This window comes from Methylocapsa palsarum, assembly GCF_900114285.1.
GTDB lineage: Bacteria > Pseudomonadota > Alphaproteobacteria > Rhizobiales > Beijerinckiaceae > Methylocapsa > Methylocapsa palsarum.
Genome location: NZ_FOSN01000010.1, coordinates 133755 through 159607, shown reverse-complemented (window position 1 = coordinate 159607; position 25853 = coordinate 133755). Strand labels below are relative to the sequence as shown.

26 protein-coding genes are annotated in these 25853 nt (G+C 64.8%); 14 read left to right on the top strand and 12 right to left on the bottom strand.

Annotated features, from left to right (window positions below):
- Window positions 1-215: hypothetical protein (locus BM177_RS12665; RefSeq protein ID WP_244532289.1), on the bottom strand; the 215-nt coding region annotated here is incomplete at its 3' end.
- Window positions 216-542: 327 nt separating this feature from the next.
- Here BM177_RS12665 and BM177_RS12660 point away from each other — a divergent pair.
- The 7 genes from BM177_RS12660 to BM177_RS12630 all read left to right on the top strand — a co-directional run bounded on the left by BM177_RS12660 (window position 543) and on the right by BM177_RS12630 (window position 7603).
- On the top strand, window positions 543-1571 hold the full coding sequence (locus BM177_RS12660) for a helix-turn-helix domain-containing protein (protein ID WP_139223611.1): 1029 nt from the start codon (window positions 543-545) through the stop codon (window positions 1569-1571).
- A gap of 412 nt (window positions 1572-1983) precedes the next feature.
- Entirely contained in the window at window positions 1984-3795 is a 1812-nt protein-coding gene (gene edd, locus BM177_RS12655; RefSeq protein WP_091682908.1) for a phosphogluconate dehydratase, read from the top strand.
- 38 nt (window positions 3796-3833) lie between these two features.
- Window positions 3834-4490 (top strand): bifunctional 4-hydroxy-2-oxoglutarate aldolase/2-dehydro-3-deoxy-phosphogluconate aldolase, encoded by a 657-nt coding sequence (locus tag BM177_RS12650; RefSeq protein ID WP_091682905.1) that lies wholly within the window; start codon window positions 3834-3836, stop codon window positions 4488-4490.
- A gap of 3 nt (window positions 4491-4493) precedes the next feature.
- A complete protein-coding gene (locus tag BM177_RS12645) occupies window positions 4494-5168 on the top strand; it encodes a class II aldolase/adducin family protein (RefSeq protein ID WP_091682902.1) in 675 nt (224 codons plus the stop codon).
- Window positions 5169-5311: 143 nt separating this feature from the next.
- A complete protein-coding gene (locus BM177_RS12640) occupies window positions 5312-6286 on the top strand; it encodes a quinone oxidoreductase family protein (protein ID WP_091682900.1) in 975 nt (324 codons plus the stop codon).
- Window positions 6287-6339: 53 nt separating this feature from the next.
- Window positions 6340-7074: a DNA repair protein RecO gene (gene recO, locus BM177_RS12635; protein ID WP_091682897.1), complete on the top strand. Its 735-nt coding sequence runs from the start codon at window positions 6340-6342 to the stop codon at window positions 7072-7074.
- Window positions 7075-7153: 79 nt separating this feature from the next.
- A complete protein-coding gene (locus tag BM177_RS12630) occupies window positions 7154-7603 on the top strand; it encodes a hypothetical protein (RefSeq protein WP_091682982.1) in 450 nt (149 codons plus the stop codon).
- A 23-nt stretch (window positions 7604-7626) separates the two neighbouring features.
- Here BM177_RS12630 and BM177_RS12625 read toward each other — a convergent pair whose 3' ends face one another.
- The 8 genes from BM177_RS12625 to topA form a co-directional block, all read right to left on the bottom strand.
- The gene (locus tag BM177_RS12625; protein ID WP_091682894.1) at window positions 7627-8325 is read right to left on the bottom strand and encodes an ABC transporter permease; all 699 of its coding nucleotides are present in this window, start codon (window positions 8323-8325) and stop codon (window positions 7627-7629) included.
- Window positions 8326-8334: 9 nt separating this feature from the next.
- Entirely contained in the window at window positions 8335-9177 is an 843-nt protein-coding gene (locus BM177_RS12620; RefSeq protein WP_091682891.1) for an ABC transporter substrate-binding protein, read from the bottom strand.
- 88 nt (window positions 9178-9265) lie between these two features.
- On the bottom strand, window positions 9266-9433 hold the full coding sequence (gene rpmG, locus BM177_RS12615) for a 50S ribosomal protein L33 (RefSeq protein WP_034990859.1): 168 nt from the start codon (window positions 9431-9433) through the stop codon (window positions 9266-9268).
- A gap of 92 nt (window positions 9434-9525) precedes the next feature.
- Window positions 9526-9747: a hypothetical protein gene (locus tag BM177_RS12610; RefSeq protein ID WP_091682888.1), complete on the bottom strand. Its 222-nt coding sequence runs from the start codon at window positions 9745-9747 to the stop codon at window positions 9526-9528.
- Entirely contained in the window at window positions 9747-10967 is a 1221-nt protein-coding gene (locus BM177_RS12605; protein ID WP_091682886.1) for an MFS transporter, read from the bottom strand. Before BM177_RS12605 ends, BM177_RS12610 begins: the two co-directional genes overlap by 1 nt.
- Window positions 10968-10991: 24 nt before the next feature.
- Window positions 10992-11480 (bottom strand): DUF983 domain-containing protein, encoded by a 489-nt coding sequence (locus BM177_RS12600; RefSeq protein WP_342028906.1) that lies wholly within the window; start codon window positions 11478-11480, stop codon window positions 10992-10994.
- 54 nt (window positions 11481-11534) lie between these two features.
- The gene (gene rnr / locus BM177_RS12595) at window positions 11535-13802 is read right to left on the bottom strand and encodes a ribonuclease R (protein ID WP_244532292.1); all 2268 of its coding nucleotides are present in this window, start codon (window positions 13800-13802) and stop codon (window positions 11535-11537) included.
- Between the two features lie 107 nt (window positions 13803-13909).
- Window positions 13910-16879, bottom strand: coding sequence for a type I DNA topoisomerase (gene topA / locus BM177_RS12590; protein WP_091682977.1), 2970 nt, complete (start codon window positions 16877-16879; stop codon window positions 13910-13912).
- Between the two features lie 390 nt (window positions 16880-17269).
- On the opposite strand from topA, the gene dps reads away from it, so the two are divergent.
- Window positions 17270-17764, top strand: coding sequence for a DNA starvation/stationary phase protection protein Dps (gene dps, locus BM177_RS12585; RefSeq protein WP_091682882.1), 495 nt, complete (start codon window positions 17270-17272; stop codon window positions 17762-17764).
- Window positions 17765-18060: 296 nt separating this feature from the next.
- On the opposite strand, the gene BM177_RS12580 is transcribed toward dps, so the two are convergent.
- Window positions 18061-18648 carry a hypothetical protein gene (locus BM177_RS12580; protein ID WP_091682880.1) on the bottom strand — a complete coding sequence of 196 codons (588 nt, stop codon included), beginning with the start codon at window positions 18646-18648 and terminating at the stop codon, window positions 18061-18063.
- A gap of 213 nt (window positions 18649-18861) precedes the next feature.
- On the opposite strand from BM177_RS12580, the gene BM177_RS12575 reads away from it, so the two are divergent.
- Together BM177_RS12575 and pyrC are read left to right on the top strand one after the other, a co-directional pair.
- Window positions 18862-19812 carry an aspartate carbamoyltransferase catalytic subunit gene (locus BM177_RS12575; RefSeq protein ID WP_091682878.1) on the top strand — a complete coding sequence of 317 codons (951 nt, stop codon included), beginning with the start codon at window positions 18862-18864 and terminating at the stop codon, window positions 19810-19812.
- 16 nt (window positions 19813-19828) lie between these two features.
- Window positions 19829-21154 carry a dihydroorotase gene (gene pyrC / locus BM177_RS12570; protein WP_244532288.1) on the top strand — a complete coding sequence of 442 codons (1326 nt, stop codon included), beginning with the start codon at window positions 19829-19831 and terminating at the stop codon, window positions 21152-21154.
- A gap of 21 nt (window positions 21155-21175) precedes the next feature.
- On the opposite strand, the gene BM177_RS20055 is transcribed toward pyrC, so the two are convergent.
- Entirely contained in the window at window positions 21176-21319 is a 144-nt protein-coding gene (locus BM177_RS20055) for a hypothetical protein (protein ID WP_175492594.1), read from the bottom strand.
- A 138-nt stretch (window positions 21320-21457) separates the two neighbouring features.
- Between BM177_RS20055 and BM177_RS12565 the strand changes: the two genes are divergently transcribed.
- Complete coding sequence (locus BM177_RS12565; protein ID WP_091682876.1) at window positions 21458-21880, top strand: hypothetical protein; 423 nt, start codon at window positions 21458-21460, stop codon at window positions 21878-21880.
- Window positions 21881-21891: 11 nt separating this feature from the next.
- Here the strand turns inward: BM177_RS12565 and BM177_RS12560 are convergent, their stop codons facing one another.
- The gene (locus BM177_RS12560) at window positions 21892-22284 is read right to left on the bottom strand and encodes a hypothetical protein (protein ID WP_091682875.1); all 393 of its coding nucleotides are present in this window, start codon (window positions 22282-22284) and stop codon (window positions 21892-21894) included.
- A 248-nt stretch (window positions 22285-22532) separates the two neighbouring features.
- On the opposite strand from BM177_RS12560, the gene plsY reads away from it, so the two are divergent.
- From plsY to BM177_RS12545, 3 genes are all read left to right on the top strand, one after another.
- A complete protein-coding gene (gene plsY / locus BM177_RS12555) occupies window positions 22533-23171 on the top strand; it encodes a glycerol-3-phosphate 1-O-acyltransferase PlsY (RefSeq protein ID WP_175492593.1) in 639 nt (212 codons plus the stop codon).
- Between the two features lie 99 nt (window positions 23172-23270).
- Window positions 23271-24551, top strand: a complete 1281-nt coding sequence (gene dprA / locus BM177_RS12550) for a DNA-processing protein DprA (protein ID WP_091682873.1) — start codon at window positions 23271-23273, stop codon at window positions 24549-24551.
- 110 nt (window positions 24552-24661) lie between these two features.
- Window positions 24662-25852 (top strand): sensor histidine kinase, encoded by a 1191-nt coding sequence (locus BM177_RS12545; protein ID WP_091682871.1) that lies wholly within the window; start codon window positions 24662-24664, stop codon window positions 25850-25852.
- The last annotated feature ends 1 nt before the right edge of the window (window position 25853 follow it).

Below are 25853 nucleotides of genomic sequence, written 5' to 3'. Positions count from 1 at the left end.
GGGGTAGACTGGGAAGCTCTCTCCTTGATGACCCCGCCGAAAGGCGGATTTGGCGGCGGAAGCTGCTTTCCGTCGATGGTGGTCGTCGCCTCAGGGGAGCCGAGGACTCCGTTCACCTGCTGAGCGACGGCGGGGGCGACCGCGAATAGGCAGCCGAAAATCAAAGCCGCCGCGCTGGCCACGAGCTTGGAACGTTCCTGGGCTTCCGGTTTCATGTTCGCGCTCCTTGAGTCTTGGAGGCATATTCTCTGAAGAAATGACACACGCAGATGCGTTCCGCCGCCTCCCTCCGGATGCGAGCGGCTGCACCGATGCTCACGCCCCGCTTTACTCAAGCGTCAGACATCATTCTGAAACTGGCCCAAGGCTATGGCGACCCATAACTGAGGGTCAATGGCCATGGGCGTTGCGGACGCAAATTCTGGCGTGTCGGGTCAAAATCGCATTTCCGACCGACCATTACGCGGATAGACTTGCTTACAAGGGCGCGCAGGTCGCGAGATTGCAGTCGCAACGAGTGTGAGCAAAAGGTCTTTTCGGACATGGCGAAATCCATACCGCTGATCCGCGCGGCGGTGCTTGGCCCAATGATTCGCTGGCTTCGAACAAGCGGACTCCCGGTCCACGAGCGCCTGCAATTGGCCGATCTTGGATACATCTCCGGCGATGAGCCTGAGCTTCCCGTACCGCTGTTCTTCGTATTCGAGTTCTTTCGGAAATTGGCGGCCCTGGAGGGCCCCGATATCGCCGCCCGCGTCATCACCGAAAACAGTGTTGCCGATCTCGGCAAATTCGGTGGGGTAATACTCGGCTCGCGAACTCCCCGCGACGCCCTACTGGGCGTCGTTGCGGCGCTTCCTCGGTACTCAACACACGAACTTATTTCACTCCGGCCGATACGCGGAGGACTTTGCGTACAGGCTGGATGGTCAATGGTTCTCGATGGCGAGACGATGCACCTTACGCAGCAATTTACGGCGTCTGTGATACAGCGGCTCTATGCGGCGACCGAGCGCGGTCATATAACGCCTCGGAGTATTCGCATCCGAGCGCACCCGGCGTTTGGGATCGAACATCTTCGACCATTCTTTGGAGTTCCTCTCGCAATTTCAAACGAGGCGACGCTTGCTGTCGACCTTGACGACGACGTGCTCGATGCGGCCCTGCTCGTCGGCGCCTCCGGCCACGAAGAAACCCCGGGGGAAGAGTGGGACTTCCTCAATGGAGGCTCGTCATTCAGCCACTCCGCTCGACTCGTTCTGGGACCGATGATCGATGAACCGGGCTCGTCGTTTGCCCGCCTCGCGAGAGCCTCGGGAATAAGCGCGCGTTCGCTTCAGCGCATGTTGACATTGGAGGGAACGAGCTTCAGGCAACTCTCGGACGAACTTCGTCGTGAAAGGGCCTTGCGGGTCCTGCTCGCAAACCCCGGCGTCATCTCCGCTGCCGCCGCTGACGTCGGCTATGCCGCTCAGTCTTCCCTAAGTCGCGCGGTTCGGCGCTGGACTGGCTCCTCTCCGAAGAGTCTTCGCCCCGCAGCAGCCCGTCGACGAAGAACTGACCCGACGTGAGACTGGACACGTTTCCTTAAGGCCGCGGCCAAATCGCCCGTCAAGACGCGCGATCGGCGCGCAGAAAACGCTGTGCATCGAGGGTGGGCCCTAGGGTGAACGCAGTAAGCGCCGCCTAAGCAATGCTGGGGCAATGATGGCTATGTGTCGAGGGTTACCACGACGCCATGCAGGACGAATGTCCGCTTCGACATTTCAACTGCCCTAAACCGTCAGTGCGCTTTCGGCCCGATCAGACTGTGAACCGAATGACCGGTTTCGCCCATCGCGGCTCCAAGCGGACCGTCGCAAACCCACCCAGCGTGGAAATTCAAACTGAGGCGCCGCCCTTTGCCCTGAAGCAGGTTTTCACCCCGAATAATGTGCTAGATTGGCCAACCCTCACTTCAGCAAGCTCCCCAAGGAGCCGCACATGGTCCGTCCAGCGATCGCCGACGTCACCGCCCGCATCAGGGAGCGCAGCCGCCCCTCGCGCGAGGCCTATCTCGCCCGGATGGAGGCCGCGCGCCGGCAAGGCCCGCGCCGCGGCGCGCTCGGCTGCGCCAATCTCGCCCATGGCTTCGCCGCCTGCGCCGCCGAGGCCAAACCGGACATGCGCGCGGGCGTCGTCCCGAACCTCGCGATCGTCACCGCCTATAATGACATGCTGTCGGCGCACCAGCCCTATGAGCGGTTTCCGGCGATCATCAAGGCCGCCGCGCGCGAGGCCGGCGGCGTGGCGCAGGTTGCGGGCGGCGTGCCCGCCATGTGCGACGGAATCACGCAAGGCCGCCCGGGGATGGAGCTGTCGCTGTTCTCGCGCGACGTGATCGCGATGGCGGCGGCGATCGCCCTCTCGCACGATATGTTCGACGCCGCGCTTTTCCTCGGCGTGTGCGACAAGATCGTGCCCGGCCTCGTCATTGCGGCGCAGGCCTTCGGGCATCTCCCCGCCGTGTTCGTTCCGGCCGGGCCGATGGCCTCGGGCCTTCCCAACGAGACGAAAGCGAAGCTGCGCCAGCAGCACGCCGAGGGCAAGGCGACGCGCGAGGATCTGCTCGAGGCCGAAGCCGCGTCCTACCATTCGCCGGGCACCTGCACCTTCTACGGGACCGCCAATTCCAACCAGATGCTGATGGAGGCGATGGGCCTGCATCTTCCGGGCAGTTCGTTCGTGCACCCGGACGCGCCTCTGCGCGACGCGCTCACCGCCGCCGCCGCGCAGCGCGCTCTCGCGATGACCGCGCTCGGCGACGACTATACGCCGGTCGCCTCGATCCTCGACGAGCGGGCCTTCGTCAACGGAATCGTCGCACTGCACGCCACCGGCGGCTCCACGAACCATGTCCTGCACCTCGTCGCGATGGCGCGGGCGGGCGGGATCCTCCTGACGCTGGACGATTTCGCCGATCTCGCGCGGCAGGTTCCGCTCCTCGCCAGGATCTATCCGAACGGCGGCGCCGACATCAATCATTTCACGGCGGCGGGCGGCACGCCCTTTCTCATCGGGCAATTGCTGGAAGCGGGGGCGTTGCACGAGGACGCCAGGACCGTGTCCGGGCAGACGCTCGAAGCCTGCGGGCGCGAGCCTTATCTCGACGAGGGCAGGCTCGCCTATCGTCCGGCCGTCGCGGCGAGCCGCGATGAGTCGGTGCTGCGCCCGTTCGCGCGCCCGTTCTCGCCCGACGGCGGATTGAAGGTGCTCGAGGGCAATCTCGGCCGCGCGGTGATCAAGGTCAGCGCGGTCGCGCCGCAGCATCGGAAGGTGCGCGCCCCGGCCCTCATCTTCCATTCGCAGGAGGACCTGGCGGCGGCGTTCCTGGCGGGACAGCTCGACCGCGATTTCGTCGCAATCGTGCGGTTCCAGGGCGCGAAGGCGATCGGCATGCCCGAACTGCACAAGCTGACGCCGGTGCTCGCCTCGGTCATGGCCCGCGGTCGGAAGGTTGCGCTCGTCACCGACGGCCGCATGTCGGGCGCCTCGGGCAAGGTTCCGGCGGCGATCCACGTTTCGCCGGAAGCGCAGGCCGGAGGCCTGATCGCGAAGCTGCGCGACGGCGACATGATCGTGCTCGACGCCGACGCCGGCGCGCTGATCGCAGAAGTCTCCGCCGAGGACTTCGAGACGAGGGCGCCCGCCGTCGCGGACCTCGGCGCGCAGGCTCAGGGGCATGGCCGCGAACTCTTCGAAATTTTTCGCGCCAATGTCGGCGCGCCGGAACTGGGCGCTGGCGTTTTCGCGTGAATCGTGGTCGCTTGCGGTTCCTCTGAAAAGGGCGCGCGATGCGTTATCAACAGTCCGAGGCGACGCGCGCTTTGATGCGGCTGTCGCCGGTGATCCCGGTGCTGACCCTCGCCGAGCCTGCGGCGGCGCTTGACCTTGCCGGCGCGCTGATCGCCGGCGGCCTGCGCGTGCTCGAAATCACCTTGCGCACGCCGGGCGCGCTGAAAGTTGTCGCCTTGCTCGCCAAGGCCTATCCCGAGGCGCGGATCGGGGCCGGCACGATTGTCGAGCCTGATCAGATCGACGCGGCGATCGCGGCGGGCGCGTCTTTTCTTGTCAGCCCCGGAATGAGCCCCGGCCTGATCAAGGCCGCGATACGCGCGCCGGCGCCGTTCCTGCCGGGGGCCTCGACCGCGTCGGAGGCCATGGCGCTCCGCGAACGCGGGTTTTCGGCGCTAAAATTCTTTCCGGCCGAGGCGGCGGGCGGCGCGAAGTTCCTCGCCTCGCTCAAGGGCCCCTTGCCGGGCCTTGTGTTCTGTCCGACCGGAGGCGTCGACGCTGAAAAAGCGAAAGCCTATCTCCAGCTTGACAACGTCGCCTGCGTCGGCGGGTCTTGGATGGCGCCGCCGGAGCTCATCGCGGCGAAGGATTTCGCCCGGATCCAGAGCCTTTCTCGAGCCGCCTGCGCCCTCGCCCCAAGCGCCCGGACTGCTTGAGCCATGGCCGGCGAGGACGACGCCCTGCGCGAAGACGCCCTCCGTCAGGAGATCATCGACGCTTGCCTCAGCCTCGAGCGGCAGGGCGTCAATCAGGGCGTGTCCGGCAATATTTCGGCGCGATGGGACGACGGCTTTCTGATCACGCCGTCCGGGGTCGCGTATGATCGGATGAATCCGGCCGACATCGTGTTCATGGCGATGAACGGGACGGCGGACCATCCCTTGCCGCCATCGTCCGAATGGCGCTTCCATCGCGATATTCTCAGAAGCCGTCCCGAGGCGGGCGCCGTCGTCCACGCCCATCCCATCTTTTGCACCGCCTTCGCGATCTGCGGCATGGAGATCCCGGCCGCCCATTACATGATCGCCGTCGCTGGCGGTCCCACGATCCGCTGCTCGCGTTATGAGAGCTACGGCTCCGCGGAGCTTTCGGACGCGGTCCTCGAGGCGCTCGAAGACCGCACTTGCGCCTTGCTCGGCAATCACGGCATGGTCGCGATCGGCGCCGATCTCGCGCAGGCGATGTGGCGCGCGGTCGAGGTCGAGACGCTCGCGAAACAATATGCGGCGGCGCTTCAGATCGGAACGCCGCGTCTACTCGCGGACGAAGAAATCCAGAAGACAGTCGAGAAGTTCAAGAATTATGGGCCGCGCCGGAAGCCGGAAGCCGGATAAGGCGCATCGGCATGCGCGGCGCTTGATAGCGCGGCGTCTTTGCCGCACCTTATGCAAGGCGTAAGGTAGATTGGAAACCATGTCGCCGCCGGGGCGCGACAGGCCCCCTGGCGGCGACGCTTGCCTCAACATTTGGAGTCGACATGACGAAGGCCGTGCGCGTTCATGAGGTTGGCGGGCCGGAGGTGATGCGGATCGAGGAGGTCGATCTGGCGCCGCCGGGGCGCGGCGAAGTCCTCGTCCGCAACCGCGCCATCGGGGTCAATTTCATCGACACCTATTTCCGCAGCGGCGCTTATGCTGCGCCCTTGCTTCCGTTCACGCCCGGCAACGAAGCCGCGGGCGAAGTCGTGGAGCTGGGGAAGGGCGTCAAGGATTTCAAGATCGGCGACAGGGTGGCCTATCAGGCGGCGCTCGGCGCCTACGCGGAAGCGCGGATCGTCGGCGCCGACCGCCTCGTCAAACTGCCCAAGAGCATTTCCTACGAAACCGCCGCCTCCATGCTCCTGAAGGGGCTGACCGCGCAATATCTGCTGCGGCGGACCTTCAAGGTGAAGGCGGGGGACACGATCCTCGTTCATGCGGCGGCGGGCGGCGTCGGCCTTATCCTCTGCCAATGGGCGAAAGCTCTTGGCGCTCATGTCATCGGCACGGTTGGCGGCCCGGAAAAAGCAAAACTCGCCAGGAAGGCCGGCGCGAAACATGTGATCCTCTATCGCGAGGAGGATTTCGCCGCGCGGGTCAAGGAGATCACCAAGGGGCGTCTTTGCGACGTGGTTTATGACGGGGTCGGCAAGACGACGTTTCCGGCCTCGCTGGATTGCCTGCGCCATTTCGGCCTTTTTGTCAGTTTCGGCGCGGCGTCGGGTCAGATCGAGGCCTTCAATATGGGCCTTCTCTCCGCAAAAGGGTCGCTGTTCGCGACCCGCCCCTCGCTTCACACCTATTCGGAAAAGCCCAAGGATCTTCAGAAAATGGCGCGTGATCTTTTCAAGGTCGTGTCCAGCGGCGCGGTGGCCGTGTCGGCGCATAAGACCTTTCCCCTGAGCGAGGTCGTCGCGGTCCATCGCGCGCTGGAAAGCCGGGAGACGACCGGCGCCACCATCCTGATCCCCTGATCCAGGCAATGCATATCGCGCAAATATCACGCGGCGGCGAACGAAGCTAAACCATGGAATGGCGGGACGAAGGCCTGATCCTCGGCGTGCGGCGTCATGGCGAGACGAGCGTCATTCTCGAAGCCATGACCGCCGCCCACGGCCGCCATCTCGGCCTTGTCCGGGGCGGGCGTTCGCGCCGGATGCAGCCATTTTTGCAGGCGGGCAACAACGCGGACCTGATCTGGCGGGCGCGGCTCGACGAGCATCTTGGAACCTTCTCGGTCGAACCTGCGAAGCTTCGCGCCGCGCAGCTGATAGAGAGCGCGGAGGCGCTCCACGCGATCGGCCTCGTCGCCTCGCTGCTGCGCCTCATCGCCGAGCGCGATCCGCATCCACGGCTGTTCGAAATCGCGATGCTCGTCGCCGACCATATCAGCGACCCGCGCCTGCTGCCCGCGCTGCTGGTGCGGTTCGAGATCGAGATTCTGGCCGAAACCGGGTTTGGCCTTGACCTTAAATCCTGCGCCGCGACGGGCGTCGCCAGCGATCTCGTCTATGTGTCGCCGAAATCCGGCCGGGCGGTGTCGAAAGCGGCCGGAGAAGCCTACAGAAACCGGCTGCTGGCGCTTCCAGCGTTCCTGCTTGGAGAAAGTTCGCCGGATTCGCCGCCCGCCGAAATCCGCGACGGCTTCGCATTGACCGGGTTTTTCCTCACGCGTGATCTCTACGCCCCCCGCGGCCTGCCTTTGCCCCAGCCCCGCGCCGCCTATCTCGCCGAACTCGCAAAGCGCCCCGACTGGCTGTGATCCGGTCAAATGTTCGTGCGCCGTATTGAGGGGCCGGGACGGCGCGGTTAAAAATCTCTTCTTCATTGAGGAGGGCGCCATGAACAAAGCGCGCAAATTTGTGATCTGCGGCCTCGCCGCGCTTGTATTTTCAGCGTCGATCGCAGCGCCGACGCCCGCCGAGGCGTGGTATCGCGGCGGCTGGGGCGGCGGCTGGCGAGGCGGCCCTGGCTGGGGTTGGGGCGGAGGCTGGCGCGGAGGTTGGGGCGGAGGAGGCTGGGGCGGAGGTTGGGGATGGGGCGGTCCCGCCCTCGCCGCGGGTGTCCTGGGCGGCCTGGCGCTGGGAAGCGTCGCGGCGGCGGCCCCCTATTACGGCTATTCGTACCCGTACGGATACTCCGCCTATCCCTACGCCGCCTATCCCTACGCTGGATATCCCTATGGCGGCTATGCCTACGCCGCTCCGAGGCGTCTTTGCCGCGTGCGGAGCCCCGTCTTCGACGCGTGGGGGCGTTTTGCCGGCTACAGGAGGCTGCGCGTCAGCTGCTGACGCGCGGGGCTGTCTGCGGAAAATCAATAATCCGACATGCGCCGGTTGAGAAAAAACGCCGCGGCGCTGATCGCGAGGGTTAATCCCATCAGGACGAGGCCGAGGCCGAGAGCAAGCGCGAGTTCGCCTCGGCTGGTCTGCAGCGCGATTGTCGTCGTCATGGTCCGCGTGAAGCCCCGGATGTTGCCGCCGACCATCATGATGGCGCCGACCTCCGCGATGGCTCGCCCGAACGCGGCGAGGAACACGGTGACGAGCGCTCCGCGCGCGGCCGAGATCAGCGTCGCCACCGCGCGCAGGCGGCTCGCGCCGAAAATCACGAAAGTGTCGCGATAATCCGCCCAGTAGGTTTCGGTGGCCCGGTAAGACATCACGGCGATGATCGGCAATGTCAGGATGATCTGCGCAAGAATCATGGCCTGCGGGGTGAACAGAAATCCAAGGAACCCCAGCGGGCCGGATCGCGACAAAAGGAGATAGACGAAAAGGCCTATGACGACGGAAGGGAGTCCGAGAAGGGCGTTGAGGCTGACAAGCATCGCGGGCCGCGCGCGAAACGTCTGCGTGGCGAGAACGGCGCCCGCCGGGGCGCCGATCAGAAATGCGATGATCGAGGCGGAGAGGCTGACGATAATCGAAAGTTTGACCGTTTCGAAAAGTTCGCGATCGCCCTCGAGGATGAGCTTCAGCGCAAAGTGAAAAGCCTGGGCGATGTCGTCCAACGCGGCGCCTTAATGCGCGGGCGCGGTTTCTAGAAAGAAAACCTGCTCGCCATTGACCCTGAAACCGGCGATCGCTTTACGCCCTTCCTCCGAGGTCAGCCATTCATGCCAGCGCCGCGCCTCCGCCGCCTTGACATGCGGATGCGTCGCCGGATTGACCAGAATGCCGCCATATCGGTTAAGCAGGCCGGGATCGCCATCGCTCAGGATCTCGAGATTTTGACGATTTTTGAAGTTGGCCCATGTCGCCCGGTCCGCAAGGACATAGGCGTCGACGCCAGCGGCGAGGTTCAGGGTCGGCCCCATGCCTGAACCTGTCTCGCGGCGCCATATGGCCGCGGCGGGCGCGACGTCCACTCCCGCGGCCTTCCACAGGCGCATTTCCAGGCGGTGCGTTCCGCTGTCATCGCCGCGCGAGGCGAACGGCGCCTTCGCCGCGGCGATCTTGCGCAGCGCCTCTTTCGCGTCTTTCTCGCCCCGGATCCCGGCCGGGTCCGACTTCGGGCCGATCAGGACGAAATCATTGTACATCACGTCGCACCGGTCGATCCCGTGGCCTTCCGCGACAAATTTGTCCTCGCCCTGCCGGTCATGCACGAGGAGGGCGTCGGCGTCGCCGCGCGCGCCAATGGCGAGGGCCTGCCCGGTGCCGACGGCGACGACGCGCACGTCGATCCCGCTCGCTGTCCGGAACAACGGAAGGAGATACGAAAACAGCCCCGATTGTTCGGTCGAGGTGGTCGATGCGACGGTGATGAAGGAGTCTGCGGCGCGGGCGCGGGAAGGAACGTGCGCGGCGGCGCAGATGAAACCGAGGACGAGCGCCCGAGACACAAAGCTTCGCCGCAACATGGATCACCCGCCGCAGGAGGCTGCGCGCCGGCCGCCGGCGCGCAGTCAGAAGGAAGACGAAGCCTTTATTCCGGCTAGTCGATCCCGGCTACTTGATCTTGGTTTCCTTGAACTCGACGTGCTTCCGGACCACGGGATCGTATTTCTTGAACGCCAGCTTCTCGGTCTTGGTGCGGGCGTTTTTCTTGGTGACGTAGAAATAGCCCGTGTCCGCCGTGGACAGAAGCTTGATCTTGATCATTGCGGCCTTGGCCATGTCTCAATAGTCCTTCAGATGCGGCGCAAAGGCCCGCAGCCCACGGGGCTCAGGAATGGAAAGGCGCGACCATACGGATCGCGCCTTCAATGTCAAGGAAGAGCGCGCCTTCTTCGCCATTTGACCCCCGCCACGACGGCCCAGACCGCCTCGACGAGTCCGAACGGCCACGCGCCCTGGAGAAATCCATACGCCGATCCGGCGAGGCAGGCGAAAGCGAAAGCCAGGGTGAACCAGAGGCTGCGCTCTTCGAGAGCATAGGTGACGAGCATGGCGGTCACCGAGGCGAGGCCGAAGAGCGTGAGCGCGTCCATCAGCTGGCCTCGTCTTCGCGTCCCGAAAACCAGATTTGCAAGGCGAGATAAGGCGCCAGCATCGCCGCGATGCTGAAAAAGAAGCCGTCAGCGCCAAGAAAATCCATGCCGAAGCCGACGAACGGCGGCCCGGCCAGCAGGCCGATGGAATAGAGCATGACGAAAGCGGCGTTCGCGCTTGCGAGTTCCGCGCCGTGGTGTCGGGCGCCGAGCTGCGCCAGCGCGACGGCGTAGAAGCTGCCGACGATCCCGCCCCAGGCGACAAGCGCGATGCAGAAAAAAACCAAGGCGCCGGGTCCGGCGGCCCCCAGAACGAGCGCGCCGCCAAGACCAAGGACCGAGATGGCGAGCAGCAGGAGATTTCGGTTGATCTTGTCCGAGACAAAGCCGACGGGAAGCTGAAAAATCACATTGCCGAAGGCGAACAGGCTGACGAAGATCGCGCCGGTTTCCGCGCTGAGCCCGGCGCGGAGGGCGTAGACGGGAAGGAGGCCCATGCCGGCGGTCTCGATCGCTCCATGCAGCAATCCGGCGAGACTGACGACCGGCGCCTTGAGAAGAAACCCGAAAACCGGGACATGCGGCGTGTTCTTGATCTCGGGCTCGGCCGAACTGCCAAGAACAATGGGCGCCGCCGCGAGCGCAAAGAGCAGGATCGCCGCGAAAAAGGGCGCCGAACTGGCGGTTCCGACGAGCGCCAGAATGGAGGGCCCGGCGGCGAATCCCAAAGCGACGCTGGCGGCGTAGACGCCGATGACCATGCCGCGCCTCTCGGGCGGCGCGATGGCGTTGATCCAGTATTCGCTGACGACGAAAAGCGCCGTCAGCGCCGCGCCGAACACCGCGCGAATGCCGAGCCAGGCCCAGTAATTCTCCATCGCGGCCATGCCAAGAAGGCTCAGCATGCACGCGAGCAGCGCGACGACGAGGACCCGGCGGACGCCGAACCGGCGCGCCCAGCCGGGAACGAAGGCGGCGGCGATGAGGGTCGCGAGCCCCGCCGCCGTGGGGTTCACGCCGATGGCTTTGGCGCTGTAGCCTTGCTCGCCGAGGCGCACCGCGATCAGCGTCATCGTCAGCGATAGTCCGACGCCGACGATCGAGACGGTCGCGATGGCGCAAAGCAGCGCGCGAACGTCCACCGGCGCAGGGGACGCCGCGACGACGGCGCTGTCTGATCCGGAGCCGCCGCGTAGCCCTTCGGGATTGGTCTCCGACATGACGATCGCTACGGGCGTCGGCGCCTACGTCCGCGGCGCTTTCGGCGCGGCGCTCTTTTTGTCCTCGAAACCGTGCATGCGCAAAGCCCATTGATGGCCGATGAGGCCGCCCTTGACGATCGGGAGGAACCACAGCGACAGGATCAGGGCGAGCGTTGGCCAGACCATGGCGTGAAGCCAGATCGGCGCGTCCGGCCAGTAGGTCTCGGTGATGAGCATCGCGGTTCCGACGATATGACCGACGATGAAAATGGTCATATAGGGCGGCGCGTCGTCGGCGCGATGGTGGTGCAGTTCCTGTCCGCACTTCGGGCAGGAATCGTTGACCTTGAGATAGGAGCTGAACATCTTGCCTTCGCCGCAGGCCGGGCAGACCTGGCGCATGCCCCGGCGGATGGCGGGCCAGGACTCGCGCTTTGAGGAGGACTCGTGCTTGGAGGAAGACTCGCGTTGGGCTCCAGTTCGCGCCGCCAGACCCTCTTGGGCGGGAATGTTCATCGCTGGCGTGGTCATCGCGCTCTCCATTGCGGCGCCGGCCCTCGGGCTCGCGCCTGTGTTCATTTGCTTTTATCGCTGACGCCGGGACGAGGCGAGGGGCTTACTGTCGCGGCGCGGCGAGGGTTTGCCGGTCGTCTTGCGGCGCGCACGCCCCGGCGCCTCGCTTAAAAGCTCGAAACGCAGCGCGCCGGCGAGCGGCGCCGCCTCGACGAGCTTGACGCTCACGATATCGCCCATGCGGTGCATCTGCCCGGTGCGCGATCCAACGAGCGCGTGCAGGGCCGGATCATGGCGGAAATAATCATCGCCGAGGGTCGCGGCCGGAATGAACCCGTCGGCACCGGTGCCGTCGAGCCGCACGAACAGCCCGGCCCGGGTCGCCCCCGAGATGCGGCCCTCGAACGTCGCGCCGATCTCACCGACAAGATGCGCCGCGATCAGGCGTTCGACGGTCTCCCGTTCCGCCGCCATCGCGCGCCGTTCCGCCGCCGAAATCCGCGCCGCAACCTCGGACAGTTCCTCGCGGCTCATCGGCGGCAGACCGTCGGGGCCAAGCCGAAGGGCGGCGATCAGGGCGCGATGAACAATGAGATCGGCGTAGCGTCGGATCGGCGAGGTGAAATGCGCGTAGCGTTTCAGATTGAGGCCGAAATGGCCGTAGTTCTCGATGACATATTCAGCCTGGGCCTGCGTGCGCAGCACGACTTCGTTGACGAGATGTTCGTTCGACGTGCCCCGGACGCGGACGAGCACGCCGTTGAACTGCTCGGAGCGCATGACTTGCCCCTTGGCGAACTTGATCTCGATCGAGGCCAGGAACTCGATGAAATTGTGAAGCTTTTCAATCGAAGGCTCGTCGTGCGTGCGGTAAATGAAGGCTTGGCGCCGGGCCTCAAGCGTTTCCGCCGCCGCCACATTGGCGAGGATCATGAATTCCTCGATCAGCCGGTGCGCGTCGAGGCGCGGCGGGACGATGACGCGATCGACGGCCCCTTCAGGGTTGAGGATGATCTTGCGCTCGGGCAGGTCGAGATCGAGCGGCGCGCGTTTGCCGCGGGCGATTTTCAACGCGGCGTAGGCCTCGTAGAGCGGCGTCAGGACGCGCTCCAGCAACGGCGCCGTCGTCTCATGGGGGGCGCCGTCGATCGCCGCGTCGATGATGGACTGCGCCTGCGGGTAGGAGAGCTTCGCCGCCGATCGCATCATCACGCGATGAAAAGAGTGGCGGAGCTTGCGGCCGTCGGCCGCGATGACGATGAGCGCCGCGAGGGCCGGGCGGTCCTCGTCTGGCCGCAGCGAGCAGAGATCGTTGGAGATCCGCTCGGGGAGCATCGGCACGACGCGGTCGGGGAAATAGACCGAATTGCCGCGGTCGAGGGCGGCGCGGTCGAGCGGCGTTCCCGGGCGCACATAGGCCGCGACGTCGGCGATGGCGATGCGCAGGACGAACCCGCCGGGATTTTCAGGATCGGGGTCGCGTTCGGCGTGAACCGCGTCGTCATGGTCCTTGGCGTCGGCGGGGTCGATGGTGAGCAGGGGAACATCGCGCCAATCTTCGCGCAAATCCATCGTGGCGGGGCGCGCCCGCTCGGCTTCGGCGAGGACGTCGGAGCTGAACACGCTGGGAATCTGATGCGCGTGAATGGCGATGAGGCTCACCGCCTTTTCGCTGTCGATCGCGCCGAGCCGTTCGCGCACGCGCGCGCTGGGCAGGCCGAAGCGGCGGCCCGGCGCCACTTCGACGGCGACGAGATCGCCGTCGCGCGCCTCGCCCTCGTAGCCCGCGGCGACGTCGAGTTCGCCCTGGCCGATGTTCTTCTTGTCGATGGGCGCGACGCGGCCGCCGCCGCCGCCGCCGGGATTGGCCCGGAAAATCCCGAGCACCTGCGCCTTCGCCTTTGGCAGAATCTTGACGACGCGCCCGCTGTAGGACGGCTCGCCCTGTTCGGCGCCGGGAATGAGTTCGACGCGCAGCAGGGCGCGGTCGCCAACGCCCGGCGCGGGCCCGCCGGGCTTTTGCCTGCGGGGAACGCCGACGACGATCTTCGGCGCCGGACCGGCGGAGGCGTCCCATTCGACCGGAGCCGCGAGAAAGTCGCCGTCACGGTCGCGGCTGTAAAAATCAGCGAGAACGACGCCTGGCAGCACGCCGGGCTTGTGCAGGGTCGTTCGCCGCCGTTCGATGGCGCCGTCGGCTTCCAGCTCTTTCAGGATGCGCTTCAGCTCGATCCTGCCGGCGCCCTTGATGTCGAAGGCCCGCGCGATCTCGCGTTTGCCGATCTTGGCCGGGGAGCGGTCGCCGAGCGCCTCCCGTTCGCGGGCGATGAACGCGACGATCTCCGCGCGGGTCGGGAGCGCGGCCTGAGCCGGCTCCGGCCGGGCCGAGGCTTTGGCGCGCCTTGTCTTGACGCCCTCCTGCCCTGGCTCGACGCGAGAGGCCTTCTTCAACCTTGCTTCGCCTTCCTGGCTTTGGCCGCCGGCGCTTTCGCGGCCGGTTTGGCGCGCGGCGCGGCCTTGAGCGCGCGCGCCGGGGTCTTTCCTGTGGCCTCGAACGGCGGCTCATCGTCCTTCACTGCGGCTGGCGCTGCGGCCCGCGCCGAACCGTTCGTCCTGGCCCCGCTCGTCTTGAGTTTCGCCGCCTTGGCGGGCGCTTTGGCGGCGGCGGGCTTTTTGGCCGGGGCAGCTTTCTTTTTCGCAGTCCTTCCGCCGCCGCCGGCGGCGCTCTTTTCCTCGATCAGGCGGATCGCCTCTTCAAGGGTCACGTCTTCGGGCGAGGCGTCCTTTTTCAAGGTCGCGTTGATCTTGCCATGATTGACATAAGCGCCGAACCGCCCGGCGCGAACGGTGATAGGGCCGCCGTCGGGATGCTCGCCGAGAAGCCTGCCCTGAATCGAGACGCTCCCCGCCGCTTTCGCGGTGAGAAGGGCGACGCCTTCCTCGAGAGTCAAGGTGGTGGGATCGGAGCCGCCCGGCAAGGTGGCGTTGATCTTTCCATGATTGACGTAGGGGCCAAAACGTCCGGCCTTGATCGTGACCGGGCCGCCGGAAGGATGATCGCCGAGGACGCGCGAGGGGGCGCTGTCCGGATTGCCGAAGCGCCGGCCGGTCAGGCCGCTTTCCTTGGCGACGATGAGGTCGATGGCCCGGTTGCCGCCGATCGTGAGGATATCCTCGTCCTTGCCGATGTTCGCATAGGTTTTGCCATGCTGCACATAGGGTCCGTAACGGCCGATCGCCGCGAGGATCGGATCTTTCGTCTCCGGATGTCTCGCCACTTCGCGCGGCAATGAGAGCAGACCGAGGGCCAGCTCCAAGGTCAGATCGCCCGGCGCCAGGGTCTTCGGCAGCGACACGCGCTTGGGCTTGTCGCCCTCGCCCTGCTGCACATAGACGCCGAAACGGCCGTCGCGAAGAGTTATTTCCTCCTCGGTGGCGGGGTCGAGGCCAAGGACCTTGACGCCCGGCCGGTCGCCTTGCGCCAGTTCGCCGGCTTCGGCGTTGGCGAGGGTCCGGGTGAACTTGCATTCGGGATAGTTGGAGCAGCCGACGAAGGCGCCGAACTTGCCGAGCTTCAGCGACAGCTGGCCCGCGCCGCAGGACGGACAGGCGCGGGGGTTCGAGCCGTCTTCCTTGGCCGGAAAGATATGCGGACCGAGAATGTCGTTCAGACTGTCGAGAACCTGCGTCGTGCGCAAATCCTTGGTGCCGTCGAGCGCGCCTGAAAAGTCGGTCCAGAACTCGCGCAGAACCTGTTTCCAGTCGATCTCGTGGTTCGACACGCGATCGAGCTTTTCTTCCAGATCGGCGGTGAAGTCGTATTCGACGTAGCGGGTGAAGAAGCTTTCCAGAAAGGCCGTGACGAGGCGGCCCTTGTCCTCGGGATAGAGTCGCTTTTTGTCGATCCTGACATAATCGCGCTCGCGCAGAACCGCGAGTGTCGAGGCGTAGGTGGACGGGCGCCCGATGCCAAGCTCCTCCATGCGCTTCACCAGCGTCGCCTCGGTAAAGCGAGGCGGCGGCTCGGTGAAATGCAGGCTCGCGTCGATGCGTTCCTTGCTCAGCGGCTCGCCTTTCGCCATTTCGGGCAGGCGGCTGCTGTCTTCGTCCTCGCCGTCGTCGCGGCCCTCCTGATAGAGCCTCAGGAAACCGTCGAAACGGATCACCTGCCCTGTGGCGCGCAGGTCGAGCTTGCGATCCCCCGCCAATGCCAGAATGTCGACGGTGGTGCGCTCCAGCTCCGCCGATTCCATCTGGCTGGCGACGGTCCGGGTCCAGATCAGTTCATAGAGCTTCGCCTGATCGGGCTCCAGCGCCCTCACGACGTGCTTCGGCAGGCGGGTCAGATCGGTCGGGCGGATCGCCTCGTGGGCTTCCTGCGCGTTCTTCGCCTTGACGGTGTATTTCCTCGGCGCCTTCGGCACATAGGCGGCGCCGAACTCCTTGCCGATGACGGCTCTGGCGCTCGTGACGGCTTCGGGCGCAAGATCGACGCCGTCGGTGCGCATGTAGGTGATGAGGCCGACGGTCTCGCCGTCGATCTCCGCCCCTTCGTAAAGGCGCTGGGCGAGCTGCATGGTGCGGGCGGGCGCAAAGCCGAGTTTCCGCGAGGCCTCCTGCTGCAGCGTCGACGTCGTGAACGGCGCCCAGGGATGCCGTTTGGCGGGCTTCGCCTCGATCTCCGCCACGCTGAATGTGGCGGCGTCGAGCGCGGCCTTGAAAGCTTCGGCCTCGGCTCCCGCGCCGATGTCGAGCCGTGTGATCTTGTTTCCGTCCGCGCCGACGAGCCGGGCGGTGAAGGGCTCGCCCGCTTTGGTCTTGAGATGCGCGACGAGGGACCAATATTCGCGCGAGACGAATTTCTCGATTTCGAGTTCGCGGTCGCAGACGAGCCGCAGGGCAACGGACTGGACCCGTCCGGCCGAGCGTGCGCCCGGCAGTTTGCGCCACAGGACCGGCGAAAGATTGAAGCCGACGAGATAGTCGAGCGCGCGGCGGGCGAGATAGGCGTCAACGAGGGCCTCGTCGATCGCGCGGGGATTTTTCATCGCGTCGAGAACGGCGGCCTTGGTGATCGCGTTGAACACGACGCGCTCGACCCTTTTGTCCTTGAGGACGCGTTTCGCCTTCAGGACCTCGAGCACATGCCAGGATATCGCCTCGCCCTCGCGGTCAGGGTCGGTCGCGAGAATGATGCGGTCGGCGTCCTTGACCGCCTTGGCGATGTCCGACAGCCGCTTGCCCGACTTGGCGTCGACATCCCAAAGCATGGCGAAGTCGGCGTCGGGATCGACGGAGCCGTCCTTGGCCGGCAAATCGCGGACATGGCCGTAGGATGCGTAGACTTCAAAGTCCTTGCCAAGATATTTGTTGATGGTCTTGGCCTTCGCCGGCGATTCGACGATGACGACATTCATCGACAGCGGTCCCCATGAATTGAGCGTCGGGCCGGACTGGCCCTCAGACTTAAAGCGCATGTAAAGCTAAGCTGAAGCCGGGGCGATCGGAACGCCTAGCTTTTGGCATTGCGGATTACGGGCCGGAAGATGGGGGAGGGCGGGAGCTTAGTCAAATGGGCTTGCCGCAACGCATCACAAAAATGCGAACGCCGCGCCGACGAACCTTTGGCGCAAACGCGCATTATTATGGCGCAGGTCAAGGATGTATTAAGGTCAAGGATCAGCTGATCGCGCCAACGGGGGCGAGGCTGTGCGCCAGCGGAAATCGCCTGCCGGCGCATCGGTCCGCGCGATTTCGCTCGAGAATCCCTATGTTGTTTATAGTATGGTCACCACAGGAGAAGTCATTTGCCCGCCAAACTGCACAAGACCCATAACAACCTCAAATCCAACGCCAAAGCGGCGTCTATCGACCTTCTCAACGCGCGTGTCGCCGACGCCATCGATCTGGCCTTGCTCACCAAACAGGCGCACTGGAATCTGAAAGGGCCTCAGTTTATCGCAGTCCATGAGATGCTCGACGGCTTCCGCGCCGAGATCGACACCCATGTCGATACGATGGCCGAGCGGGTCGTCCAGCTTGGCGGCACGGCGCTGGGCACCACCCAGACGGTGGCGGGCAAGACCACCCTCGACCCCTATCCGACGGATATTTACAAGATTTCCGATCATATTGCAGCGCTGATCGGCCGTTACGGCAAGGTCGCCAACGACGTCCGCGCGGGAATTGATTCGAGTTCCGAGACCGGGGATGCGGACACGGCCGATATTTTGACGGCGTTCTCCCGCGCCCTCGACAAATCCTTGTGGTTCCTCGAGGCGCATGTGCAGGAGCCGGCCTGACCGCGCAAAAACTTCCGCGTGCAAAGTTCTCGCGCGGAACGGCCTCTCTCACGCGGAAAGCGCTCTAGAATCAAAAGCTTGAGCATATTCTTGTCGGTTGGATTGATTCAATCCAATCGGAATATGCTCGAGCGCTTTCCGATCGCATGCAGTCTTGCGATCGATTAGAAATCGCTCCAGATTCAAGAGTTTGAGCATATTCTTGTCGATTGGATTGATTCAATCCAATCGGAATATGCTCTCGCGAGAATGCCCCACAGGGCGAGCGCTCGTTCCCGCCCTGATCAGGGCGGTTGCTATTTCAAAGTCAGCGGGACGCTCTGAAAAATGTTTCCCGCCGGTTCGTCGGCGGCGAGGCCGAGCGCGAAACTGGGGCCGACTTCCGATTCGACAAAACTGAAACGGGCGTCGCCGTTTCCTTGGGCGTCGGTCTGCAGGCTGCCGAGGACATGCTCGCAATTGACGCTGAACTTGTATTTCGTGTTCGGCGTCGTTCCTCCGTTCATGCGCACGGTCACAGCGATCGCCTTGGCGGGCGCGTGGAACACCGTCACCGAGCCGCCGAGAACCGCGCCGTCCCCGGCGCTGGCGCTGGTCCCGCAGTTCAGCGTGGGTTGGCGGACAATTGGCGCGGTCAGGGCTGTTTTTGTGCCGAGCGGCACCTGGCCGGGGCAAGCCGAGCCGTCTTTCGCCGAAATGACATAGATGTAGCCGTCGCCGAACCAGCCGTTCCTCTCGACAGAGCCGACCGTCGCGCCTGCGGGCGCGGCCTCGGAACTGGTCAAGTCGCCATGGCCGTCATAATGACAGGTGAGCGGCTGATCCGCGGCGAAGGCGGGGCTGGCGCAAAGGGTCAGCGCCGCGCAAAGGGATGTTTTTTTCATTGGGGAGCCTGCATTCAAGAGTGAGGGTTGTCCCGGGTGTCGTGAGGGCGTCATATCACGCAAAAAATCGCTTGGAAATGCCGCAAAGCTCTGGATTTCCACGCCGCGAACCTGTCCGGAAACAGGCGTCCAGCGTGAAAAACGGGCGCGGATCGGCGACCGCCCAGCGAAAAATCTGTGACGTTTCCTTCTTCTGCTGTAGAAGCCCAGCTCATGCCCGATCCGCAACGCGAGCTTCGATTTCCCCACCGGCATCTTCTCGGCATCGAGGGGCTTTCGCCGCTCGACATCGCGATTTTGCTCGACCTTGCGGACGAGGCGGTGGAAGTTTCGCGGCAGGTCGAAAAGAAACGTTCGACCTTGCGCGGCCGCACGCTGATCAATCTGTTTTTCGAGGCCTCGACCCGGACCCAGTCTTCCTTCGAACTCGCCGGCAAGCGCCTCGGCGCCGACGTCATGAACATGTCGGTGGCGTCCTCCAGCGTCAAGAAAGGCGAAACGCTGATTGACACGGCGATGACGCTCAACGCGATGCGGCCCGACATCATCGTCGTGCGGCACGCCCAGGCCGGCGCCGTGCATCTTCTGGCGAAGAAGGTCGATTGCGCGGTCGTCAATGCGGGCGACGGCGCGCATGAACATCCAACGCAGGCCCTGCTCGACGCGCTGACGATCCGGCGCAACAAAGGCAAGGTCGCGGGTCTCATCGTCGCCATCTGCGGCGACATTCTGCATTCGCGCGTCGCCCGCTCCAATATCCTGCTCCTGTCCGCCCTCGGAGCCAGGGTTCGCGCGGTCGGGCCGTCGACCTTGCTGCCGGCGGGACTGAAGCGGATGGGAATCGAAACGTTCACGGATATGAAGGCCGGACTGAGGGACGCCGACATCGTGATGATGCTGCGCTTGCAGCGCGAGCGGATGCAGGGCGGGTTCATCCCCTCGGCGCGGGAGTTTTTCCGGTTTTTCGGCCTCGACGAGGCAAAGCTCGCCTTCGCCAAGCCCGACGCGCTCGTGATGCACCCGGGCCCGATGAATCGCGGCGTCGAAATCGATTCCGCCGTCGCCGATGGAGCACACAGCCGGATCCGCGAGCAGGTCGAAATGGGCGTCGCCGTCCGCATGGCCGTGCTGGAGGCTCTGGCGCAGCATCTGCCAAATGGTTGAGGGGCGCGGCGCGAAAATGATGTTTTCCTCGGCGATCGCGCACCAGCCGCTGGCCCTCGTCAACGCCCGCCTCGTCGGCGCCTCCAGCCTTTCCGCCGAGTGGCGACGCGGGAGAGGCGGCGTTCTCATCGTCGACGGCCTCATCCGCGACGCGGGCCCCGGCGTCGCCCAAGCGAATTTGCCTTCGCACGCCCGGATCCTGGATTGCGGCGGCGACGTGGTGTCGCCCGGCCTCATCGACATGCGCGCCTTTGTCGGCGAGCCGGGGGCGGAGCATCGCGAGACCATCGCCAGCGCGACGGCGGCGGCCGCGGCGGGCGGGGTGACGACCATCCTCGCCCGGCCGGACACGTTTCCTCCCGTGGACGAAGCCTCCGTCGTCGATTTTCTGCTGCGCCGCGCGCGCGACACCGGCCGCGTCCGGGTGGCGCCATCAGCGGCCCTCACCCAGGGCTTGCGCGGCGAGGAAATCGCCGAGATCGGCCTCCTCCAGCAGGCGGGCGCGCTCGCCTTCTCGGATGGCGCCCATTCGATTCGCAACGCGCGGGTTCTGCGCCGCGCGATGTCCTATGCGCGCGATTTCGACGCTCTCGTCATCCATTACGCGGAGGATCGCGATCTTGCCGGCGAGGGCGTCATGAACGAGGGCGAATTCGCCACCCGCCTCGGCCTTTCCGGCGTTCCTCGCGAGGCCGAGGCGATCGTTCTCGACCGCGACGTCAGGCTCGCCGCCCTCACCGGCGCGCGCTACCACGCCGCGCTCGTCACGACCAGTCTGTCGCTGGAGATCATCGCCAGGGCCAAGGCCGCCGGCCTGCCGGTGACCTGCGCGGTCTCGATCAACCACCTGACCCTGAACGAGAGCGACATCGGCGACTACCGCACCTTTTTGAAACTGTCGCCGCCGTTGCGCCGGGAGGACGAGCGCCGCGAACTCGTCGCCGCTCTGGCCTCCGGCCTCATCGACGTCATCGTCTCGGACCATAATCCGCAGGACGTCGAGACCAAGCGTCTGCCCTTCGCCGAGGCCGAGGACGGCGCCATCGGGCTGGAGACCATGCTGTCGGCGGGGCTGCGCCTCGTCTCCTCCGGGGAACTGACGCTTGATCGACTGATCGAGGCGATGACACTGCGGCCGGCCGAAATCCTGCGCCTGCCGCAGGGCAGGCTCGATGTCGGCGCCCCGGCCGACCTGATCCGGTTCGATCCCGAGGAGCCCTATGTCGTCGATCCTGCGAAGCTGCATTCGCGCTGCAAGAACACGCCGTTCGACGAGGCGCGCATGGAGGGGCGGGTGAAGCTGACGCTGGTCGGGGGCGAGATTGTGTACGAGGGAGAGTGAGGAGGCGGAGCCGGTCTGGGCTCAAAGCTGCGTTCGCGGCAGGATGAGGGAGGGCAGGATCTTGAGGATCCGGGCGAGAACCCGTGCGGCGGAGATCGCGATCAGCAACACGCCGAACACCGACAGTTTGAGCCAGAACGACAGGACTCCCCAGTTCTCGGACATGGAAGCCTCCCTTAATCTTCTTTTATAAAGCTCAAAACATTACGATCCGCTTAAGTCGCTGGATGTGCCGCCGCGCACAGGCCCGGCGCTTGTTTTCCCAATGCGGCGTAAAACTGCGCATCAACAGGATCGACCGCCATGGCCCGTTCTCACATTCTCTATCTCGCGCGCAGCGACGCGCCAGGCCGCAAACCACTCCAGGAGGCGATCGACGCGCTGAAGTTCAGGCTCGTCCTCGATCATGCCTATGCGCCGTTCGAGACCTCCGGCTATCTGCCGTGCACATTGGAGGGCGAGGACGCGGGGTTCGACATCCACTTTTCAGAAGCCAAACCGGATTTGTCGTCCTTCCCGGCTTTGCGCGCGCGGATCGGTCCTCGCGACGGCGCGATGACGTTTCGATGGGGCGGCGACCCACGCGAGCGCGCCAGCGCCCTGATCGTCAGCGCCGCACTGGCGCAGGCTTTCGGCGCCCTCGCGCACGACCCCGAGACTGACGCCGTGTATGAGGCGCCGGCGCTGATCGCCATGGCGCGCGAGGCCGCGGCGGCGGCGCTGTGAGAACCCGCAAGCTAGAAGACCACCTTCATGGCGTTCCCCGATAGCGGCGTCACCGTATAAAAATCGAGTTGACCCACGGACGGCACGATCGAAAACCGGTGGAGCGTGGTGACGCCTTCGCTGCGGATGGGGACCGAATGGTCGCCGGGAAGGTTCACGCGCGGGAGCAGAACGCTGAAGCTCGTTCCGCCCTGATCGACAGTGAGCCTTATCGTGACGCTCACTAACGTTCCGATTTCGGTCGAAACGCTGCGGATCTGGTCACCGATGAAGCTTAGCGTCTGGTGATGGTCCTGATAGGAAAAGTGCGGTTTGCCGTCGATGCCGCTGGTCGAGTACGTCACGTGGAGGTGATGTCCGCTCAGCTGATAGAGGTTTGGCTCTTGGAAATTAACCGGCGCCATCCGCCAATCTCCTGTTATGACCACCGTCTGAATGATCTGCAATGAAGTCCCGTTCGCGGGCTTTCGGGCGTGCGGCTTGACTGAAGGGCGAAGCAGGATTGAAAGCCGTGTCCGTGAAGCATGCTGGCCAAACATTAGTTCAGCCGGATCGGCGCGGTCTTTAAGTTACCCTTACCCTTCGCTTAGCTTTTGAGCCCTCGCCCCGGTTGCCACTGCGCCCTCCGCAAGCTAGGCTGCGCACGCCTTCCTTGCGCGACGACACGGGCCTTTGCGTGCAAATCATTCTCGGATTGATCTTCGGCTATGTCTGCGGCTCGATTCCGTTCGGGCTGATCGTCAGCTTTTTCGGCGGGACCAAGGATCCGCGCTCGATCGGGTCCGGCAATATCGGCGCGACCAACGTGTTGCGCACGGGACGCAAGGATCTGGCTGCGCTGACGCTGCTGCTCGACATGGGCAAAGGCGCCTTCGCGGTCGCCGTGGTCGCCTTCATCGTCTGGCGCCGCATGCCGCCCGACAGCGTCTGGCCGCCCTATGCGCCGCTGTTCGCGGCCTTTGGCGCCTTCATCGGCCATGTCTATCCCATATGGCTCGGCTTCAGGGGCGGCAAAGGCGTCGCCACCTTTCTCGGCTGCCTGCTCGCGCTGTCCTGGCAGGCCGGACTGGTCTTCATCGGACTCTGGCTGGTCGTCGCCGCGGTGACGCGCTTCTCGTCGCTCGCCGCCCTTCTCGCCAGCGCGGCTGCGCCTGCCTATCTGATCTACACAAAACAGCAGCCGCGGACGGCCGGCCTGTTTGTCCTTCTCGCGCTTCTCCTCTGGTACAAGCATTGGCCAAACATAGTCCGGCTTGTGAAAGGCAAGGAGACGAGGATCGGCAAGTCTTGAATAGAAGGCGCGCCTTGAATAGAAGACAAGCCTTGAACAGAAGACACGCCTTGAACAGAGGAATCTCCAAATCTTGACCTTCCCGGCGCCGGTTCCCGCTTGACGCCGGACAATCCGGCCATTCTCTCCGAAGCCGAACGCTTCAACTGGCTGCGCCTTCTCCGCTGCGACAACATCGGCCCGCGCACCTTTCACGCGCTTGTCGCCCGCTACGGCAGCGCCGGAGCGGCGCTCGAGGCGCTGCCGGGGCTGATCGCCAGCGGTAAAGCCGGACGGCCGATCCGCATCGCGGCCATGGACGATATCGAACTTGAACTGGAAGCTTTGCGCAAGTGCGGCGCCGTCCTGATCGGACTCGACGAGCCAGACTATCCGCCTCTGCTTCGGCGCACCGACGCGGCGCCTCCGCTCATCGCGGTGCGGGGAAATCTCGAAAGCCTCCGCCGGTCGAAGGTCGCCGTCGTCGGGTCGCGCAACGCCTCGGTCGCCGGGCTGGCTTTCACCGGGCTCGTCTGTCGCGGCATCGCTCGCGGCGGCCATGTGATCGTCTCGGGTCTGGCGCGCGGGGTCGACGCGCGGGCGCATCAGTCCGCGATCGAGACGGGCACCATCGCCGTCCTCGCCGGCGGCCTCGGGCGGGTCTATCCGGCGATCCACGAGGAATTGCTGGAGCTTATCTACGAGCGCGGCGCGGCGATCAGCGAAATGCCGTTCAACTGGGAGGCGCGCGGGCGGGATTTTCCCCGGCGCAACCGGATCGTCGCCGGTCTCTCCCGCGCCGTCGTGGTAGTGGAGGCGGCGCGCCGGTCGGGGTCGCTCATCACCGCGAAATTCGCGGCGGATTACGGCCGCGAGATTTTCGCCGTGCCGGGATCGCCGCTCGATCCGCGCGCGGAAGGCCCGAATGATCTACTACAGGACGGCGCCTCATTTTGCCGCAAGGCGGAGGACGTTCTCGATGCGCTGGCCGGGCAAAATCTGTCCCCGGACAGTCCTGGCTCCGGGTTTTTCGAGTCGGGAGGCCCGGACGATACTTACGAGCCGCTCTGGGACGAACTCGAATTTACCGGGCTCGACGCCAATCCCAAGGGTGGGCTTTTCAACGACGCTCATGTCACGAACGCTCATGTCGAGAACCTCCCCGATGAGATCGCAGAAGGGCCCCCGGCCGAACCGGAGGAGATCGGGGCGCCCGGCCCACGCTCGCGGTCAGAACTCCTCGCCTGCGTCACCTCGCTGCTTGGGCCAACGCCGATCTGCGTCGATGAACTGGTGCGGGCCTCCGAGGCTCCGGCGCGGGACGTGCGCGCGATCCTCCTGGAGCTTGAGCTCGCCGGGCGGCTGGAACGGCACGGCGGCGATCTCGTGTCGCTGATATGAACCGCGGCGCACCGGCGATTGTTCCTGCTTCATAATGATCTTGCTTATCGCTCGTGATCTTTCTTGCCGCTATGCTGCGCGTCACCTTGTAAATCTGGAAAGGGCCCATCGTGTGGGGATTCGTTTCCGCTCTGCTATCCTCCGATAGTCTGTCGCCGCATGGCATCTGTCTGCTCTGGCGCCCGGAACTGATCTGGACGCAGGTGACGGCGGACGCGGTGATAGGCCTCGCCTATTATTCGATCCCCTTTGTGCTGGCTTATTTTGCGGCGAAGCGGCCTGATTTTGGCTTCCACCGTGTGATCTGGTGTTTTGTCGGCTTTATTTTGGCCTGTGGCACGACCCATTTCATGTCGATCTGGACATTATGGGTGCCAGATTACGGGCTGGAGGCGCTGATCAAGGCCATTACCGCCGTCCTTTCGGTCGCGACTGCGACCCTGCTGTGGTGGCTTCTCCCCATTGCGCTTCGGATGCCTTCGCCCGAGCAGCTCAACGAGGCCAATGCGGCCCTCGCCCTCCACGTCAAAGAACGCGACGACGCCTTGCTGGCCCTGCGGAAAGAGAGCGAGGATTTGCATCTGGCGCAGGACATGCTCCGGCAGGCGCAGAAAATGGAGGCGGTCGGACAATTGACGGGAGGCGTTGCGCACGACTTCAATAATCTGCTAACGGCCATCCTCATGAGCTTGGATAGGGCCGCCAAACAGGGCGGTTCGGATCCAAAGCTCGAAAAGTCGCTCAAGATCGCCACGGCGGCGGCCGAACGCGCCGCGGCGCTGACGAACCAGATGCTTGCCTTCGCGCGCAAACAGCCGCTCCGGCCGATGAGCGTCGAGGTCAACGAACTGATCGAAAATCTCGCGCCGCTCGTCAAGAACATCCTCGGCGAGCGCGGCGTTTTAAGGCTTGAACTCGATCCAGAGGTTGGAAATGTCTGGATCGACCGCAATCAACTGGAGCAGGCGCTCCTGAACCTTACCGTCAACGCGCGCGACGCGTTCGAGGCCCGGGGCGTGATGACAGTGACGACCCACCCGGTTAACTTTCGACGCGATGGCGAGACCGTCACCGGCACGCAGATCGTCGTCGCGGATTCTGGCAGCGGTATGAGCGAAGAGGTCAAAGCCCGCGCGTTCGATCCGTTCTTCACGACCAAGGAGGTCGGCAAGGGCTCCGGGTTGGGGCTCAGCCAGGTCTATGGTTTCGTCCAGCAATCGGGGGGAACGATTGAGTTACAAAGCCAGCCGGGGCGAGGCACCCGGATTTCGATCCAACTTCCTGTGACTGCGAAAGCTTGAA

Excerpts from the sequence above, each read along its gene's own strand:
- BM177_RS12660 (WP_139223611.1), top strand. The coding sequence starts at position 543 with ATGGCGAAATCCATACCGCTGATCCGCGCGGCGGTGCTTGGCCCAATG.
- edd (WP_091682908.1), top strand. The coding sequence starts at position 1,984 with ATGGTCCGTCCAGCGATCGCCGACGTCACCGCCCGCATCAGGGAGCGC.
- BM177_RS12650 (WP_091682905.1), top strand. The coding sequence starts at position 3,834 with ATGCGTTATCAACAGTCCGAGGCGACGCGCGCTTTGATGCGGCTGTCG.
- BM177_RS12645 (WP_091682902.1), top strand. The coding sequence starts at position 4,494 with ATGGCCGGCGAGGACGACGCCCTGCGCGAAGACGCCCTCCGTCAGGAG.
- BM177_RS12640 (WP_091682900.1), top strand. The coding sequence starts at position 5,312 with ATGACGAAGGCCGTGCGCGTTCATGAGGTTGGCGGGCCGGAGGTGATG.
- recO (WP_091682897.1), top strand. The coding sequence starts at position 6,340 with ATGGAATGGCGGGACGAAGGCCTGATCCTCGGCGTGCGGCGTCATGGC.
- BM177_RS12630 (WP_091682982.1), top strand. The coding sequence starts at position 7,154 with ATGAACAAAGCGCGCAAATTTGTGATCTGCGGCCTCGCCGCGCTTGTA.
- BM177_RS12620 (WP_091682891.1), bottom strand. The coding sequence starts at position 9,177 with ATGTTGCGGCGAAGCTTTGTGTCTCGGGCGCTCGTCCTCGGTTTCATC.
- rpmG (WP_034990859.1), bottom strand. The coding sequence starts at position 9,433 with ATGGCCAAGGCCGCAATGATCAAGATCAAGCTTCTGTCCACGGCGGAC.
- BM177_RS12610 (WP_091682888.1), bottom strand. The coding sequence starts at position 9,747 with ATGGACGCGCTCACGCTCTTCGGCCTCGCCTCGGTGACCGCCATGCTC.
- BM177_RS12605 (WP_091682886.1), bottom strand. The coding sequence starts at position 10,967 with ATGTCGGAGACCAATCCCGAAGGGCTACGCGGCGGCTCCGGATCAGAC.
- BM177_RS12600 (WP_342028906.1), bottom strand. The coding sequence starts at position 11,480 with ATGACCACGCCAGCGATGAACATTCCCGCCCAAGAGGGTCTGGCGGCG.
- topA (WP_091682977.1), bottom strand. The coding sequence starts at position 16,879 with ATGAATGTCGTCATCGTCGAATCGCCGGCGAAGGCCAAGACCATCAAC.
- BM177_RS12580 (WP_091682880.1), bottom strand. The coding sequence starts at position 18,648 with ATGAAAAAAACATCCCTTTGCGCGGCGCTGACCCTTTGCGCCAGCCCC.
- BM177_RS12575 (WP_091682878.1), top strand. The coding sequence starts at position 18,862 with ATGCCCGATCCGCAACGCGAGCTTCGATTTCCCCACCGGCATCTTCTC.
- pyrC (WP_244532288.1), top strand. The coding sequence starts at position 19,829 with ATGATGTTTTCCTCGGCGATCGCGCACCAGCCGCTGGCCCTCGTCAAC.
- BM177_RS20055 (WP_175492594.1), bottom strand. The coding sequence starts at position 21,319 with ATGTCCGAGAACTGGGGAGTCCTGTCGTTCTGGCTCAAACTGTCGGTG.
- BM177_RS12565 (WP_091682876.1), top strand. The coding sequence starts at position 21,458 with ATGGCCCGTTCTCACATTCTCTATCTCGCGCGCAGCGACGCGCCAGGC.
- BM177_RS12560 (WP_091682875.1), bottom strand. The coding sequence starts at position 22,284 with ATGGCGCCGGTTAATTTCCAAGAGCCAAACCTCTATCAGCTGAGCGGA.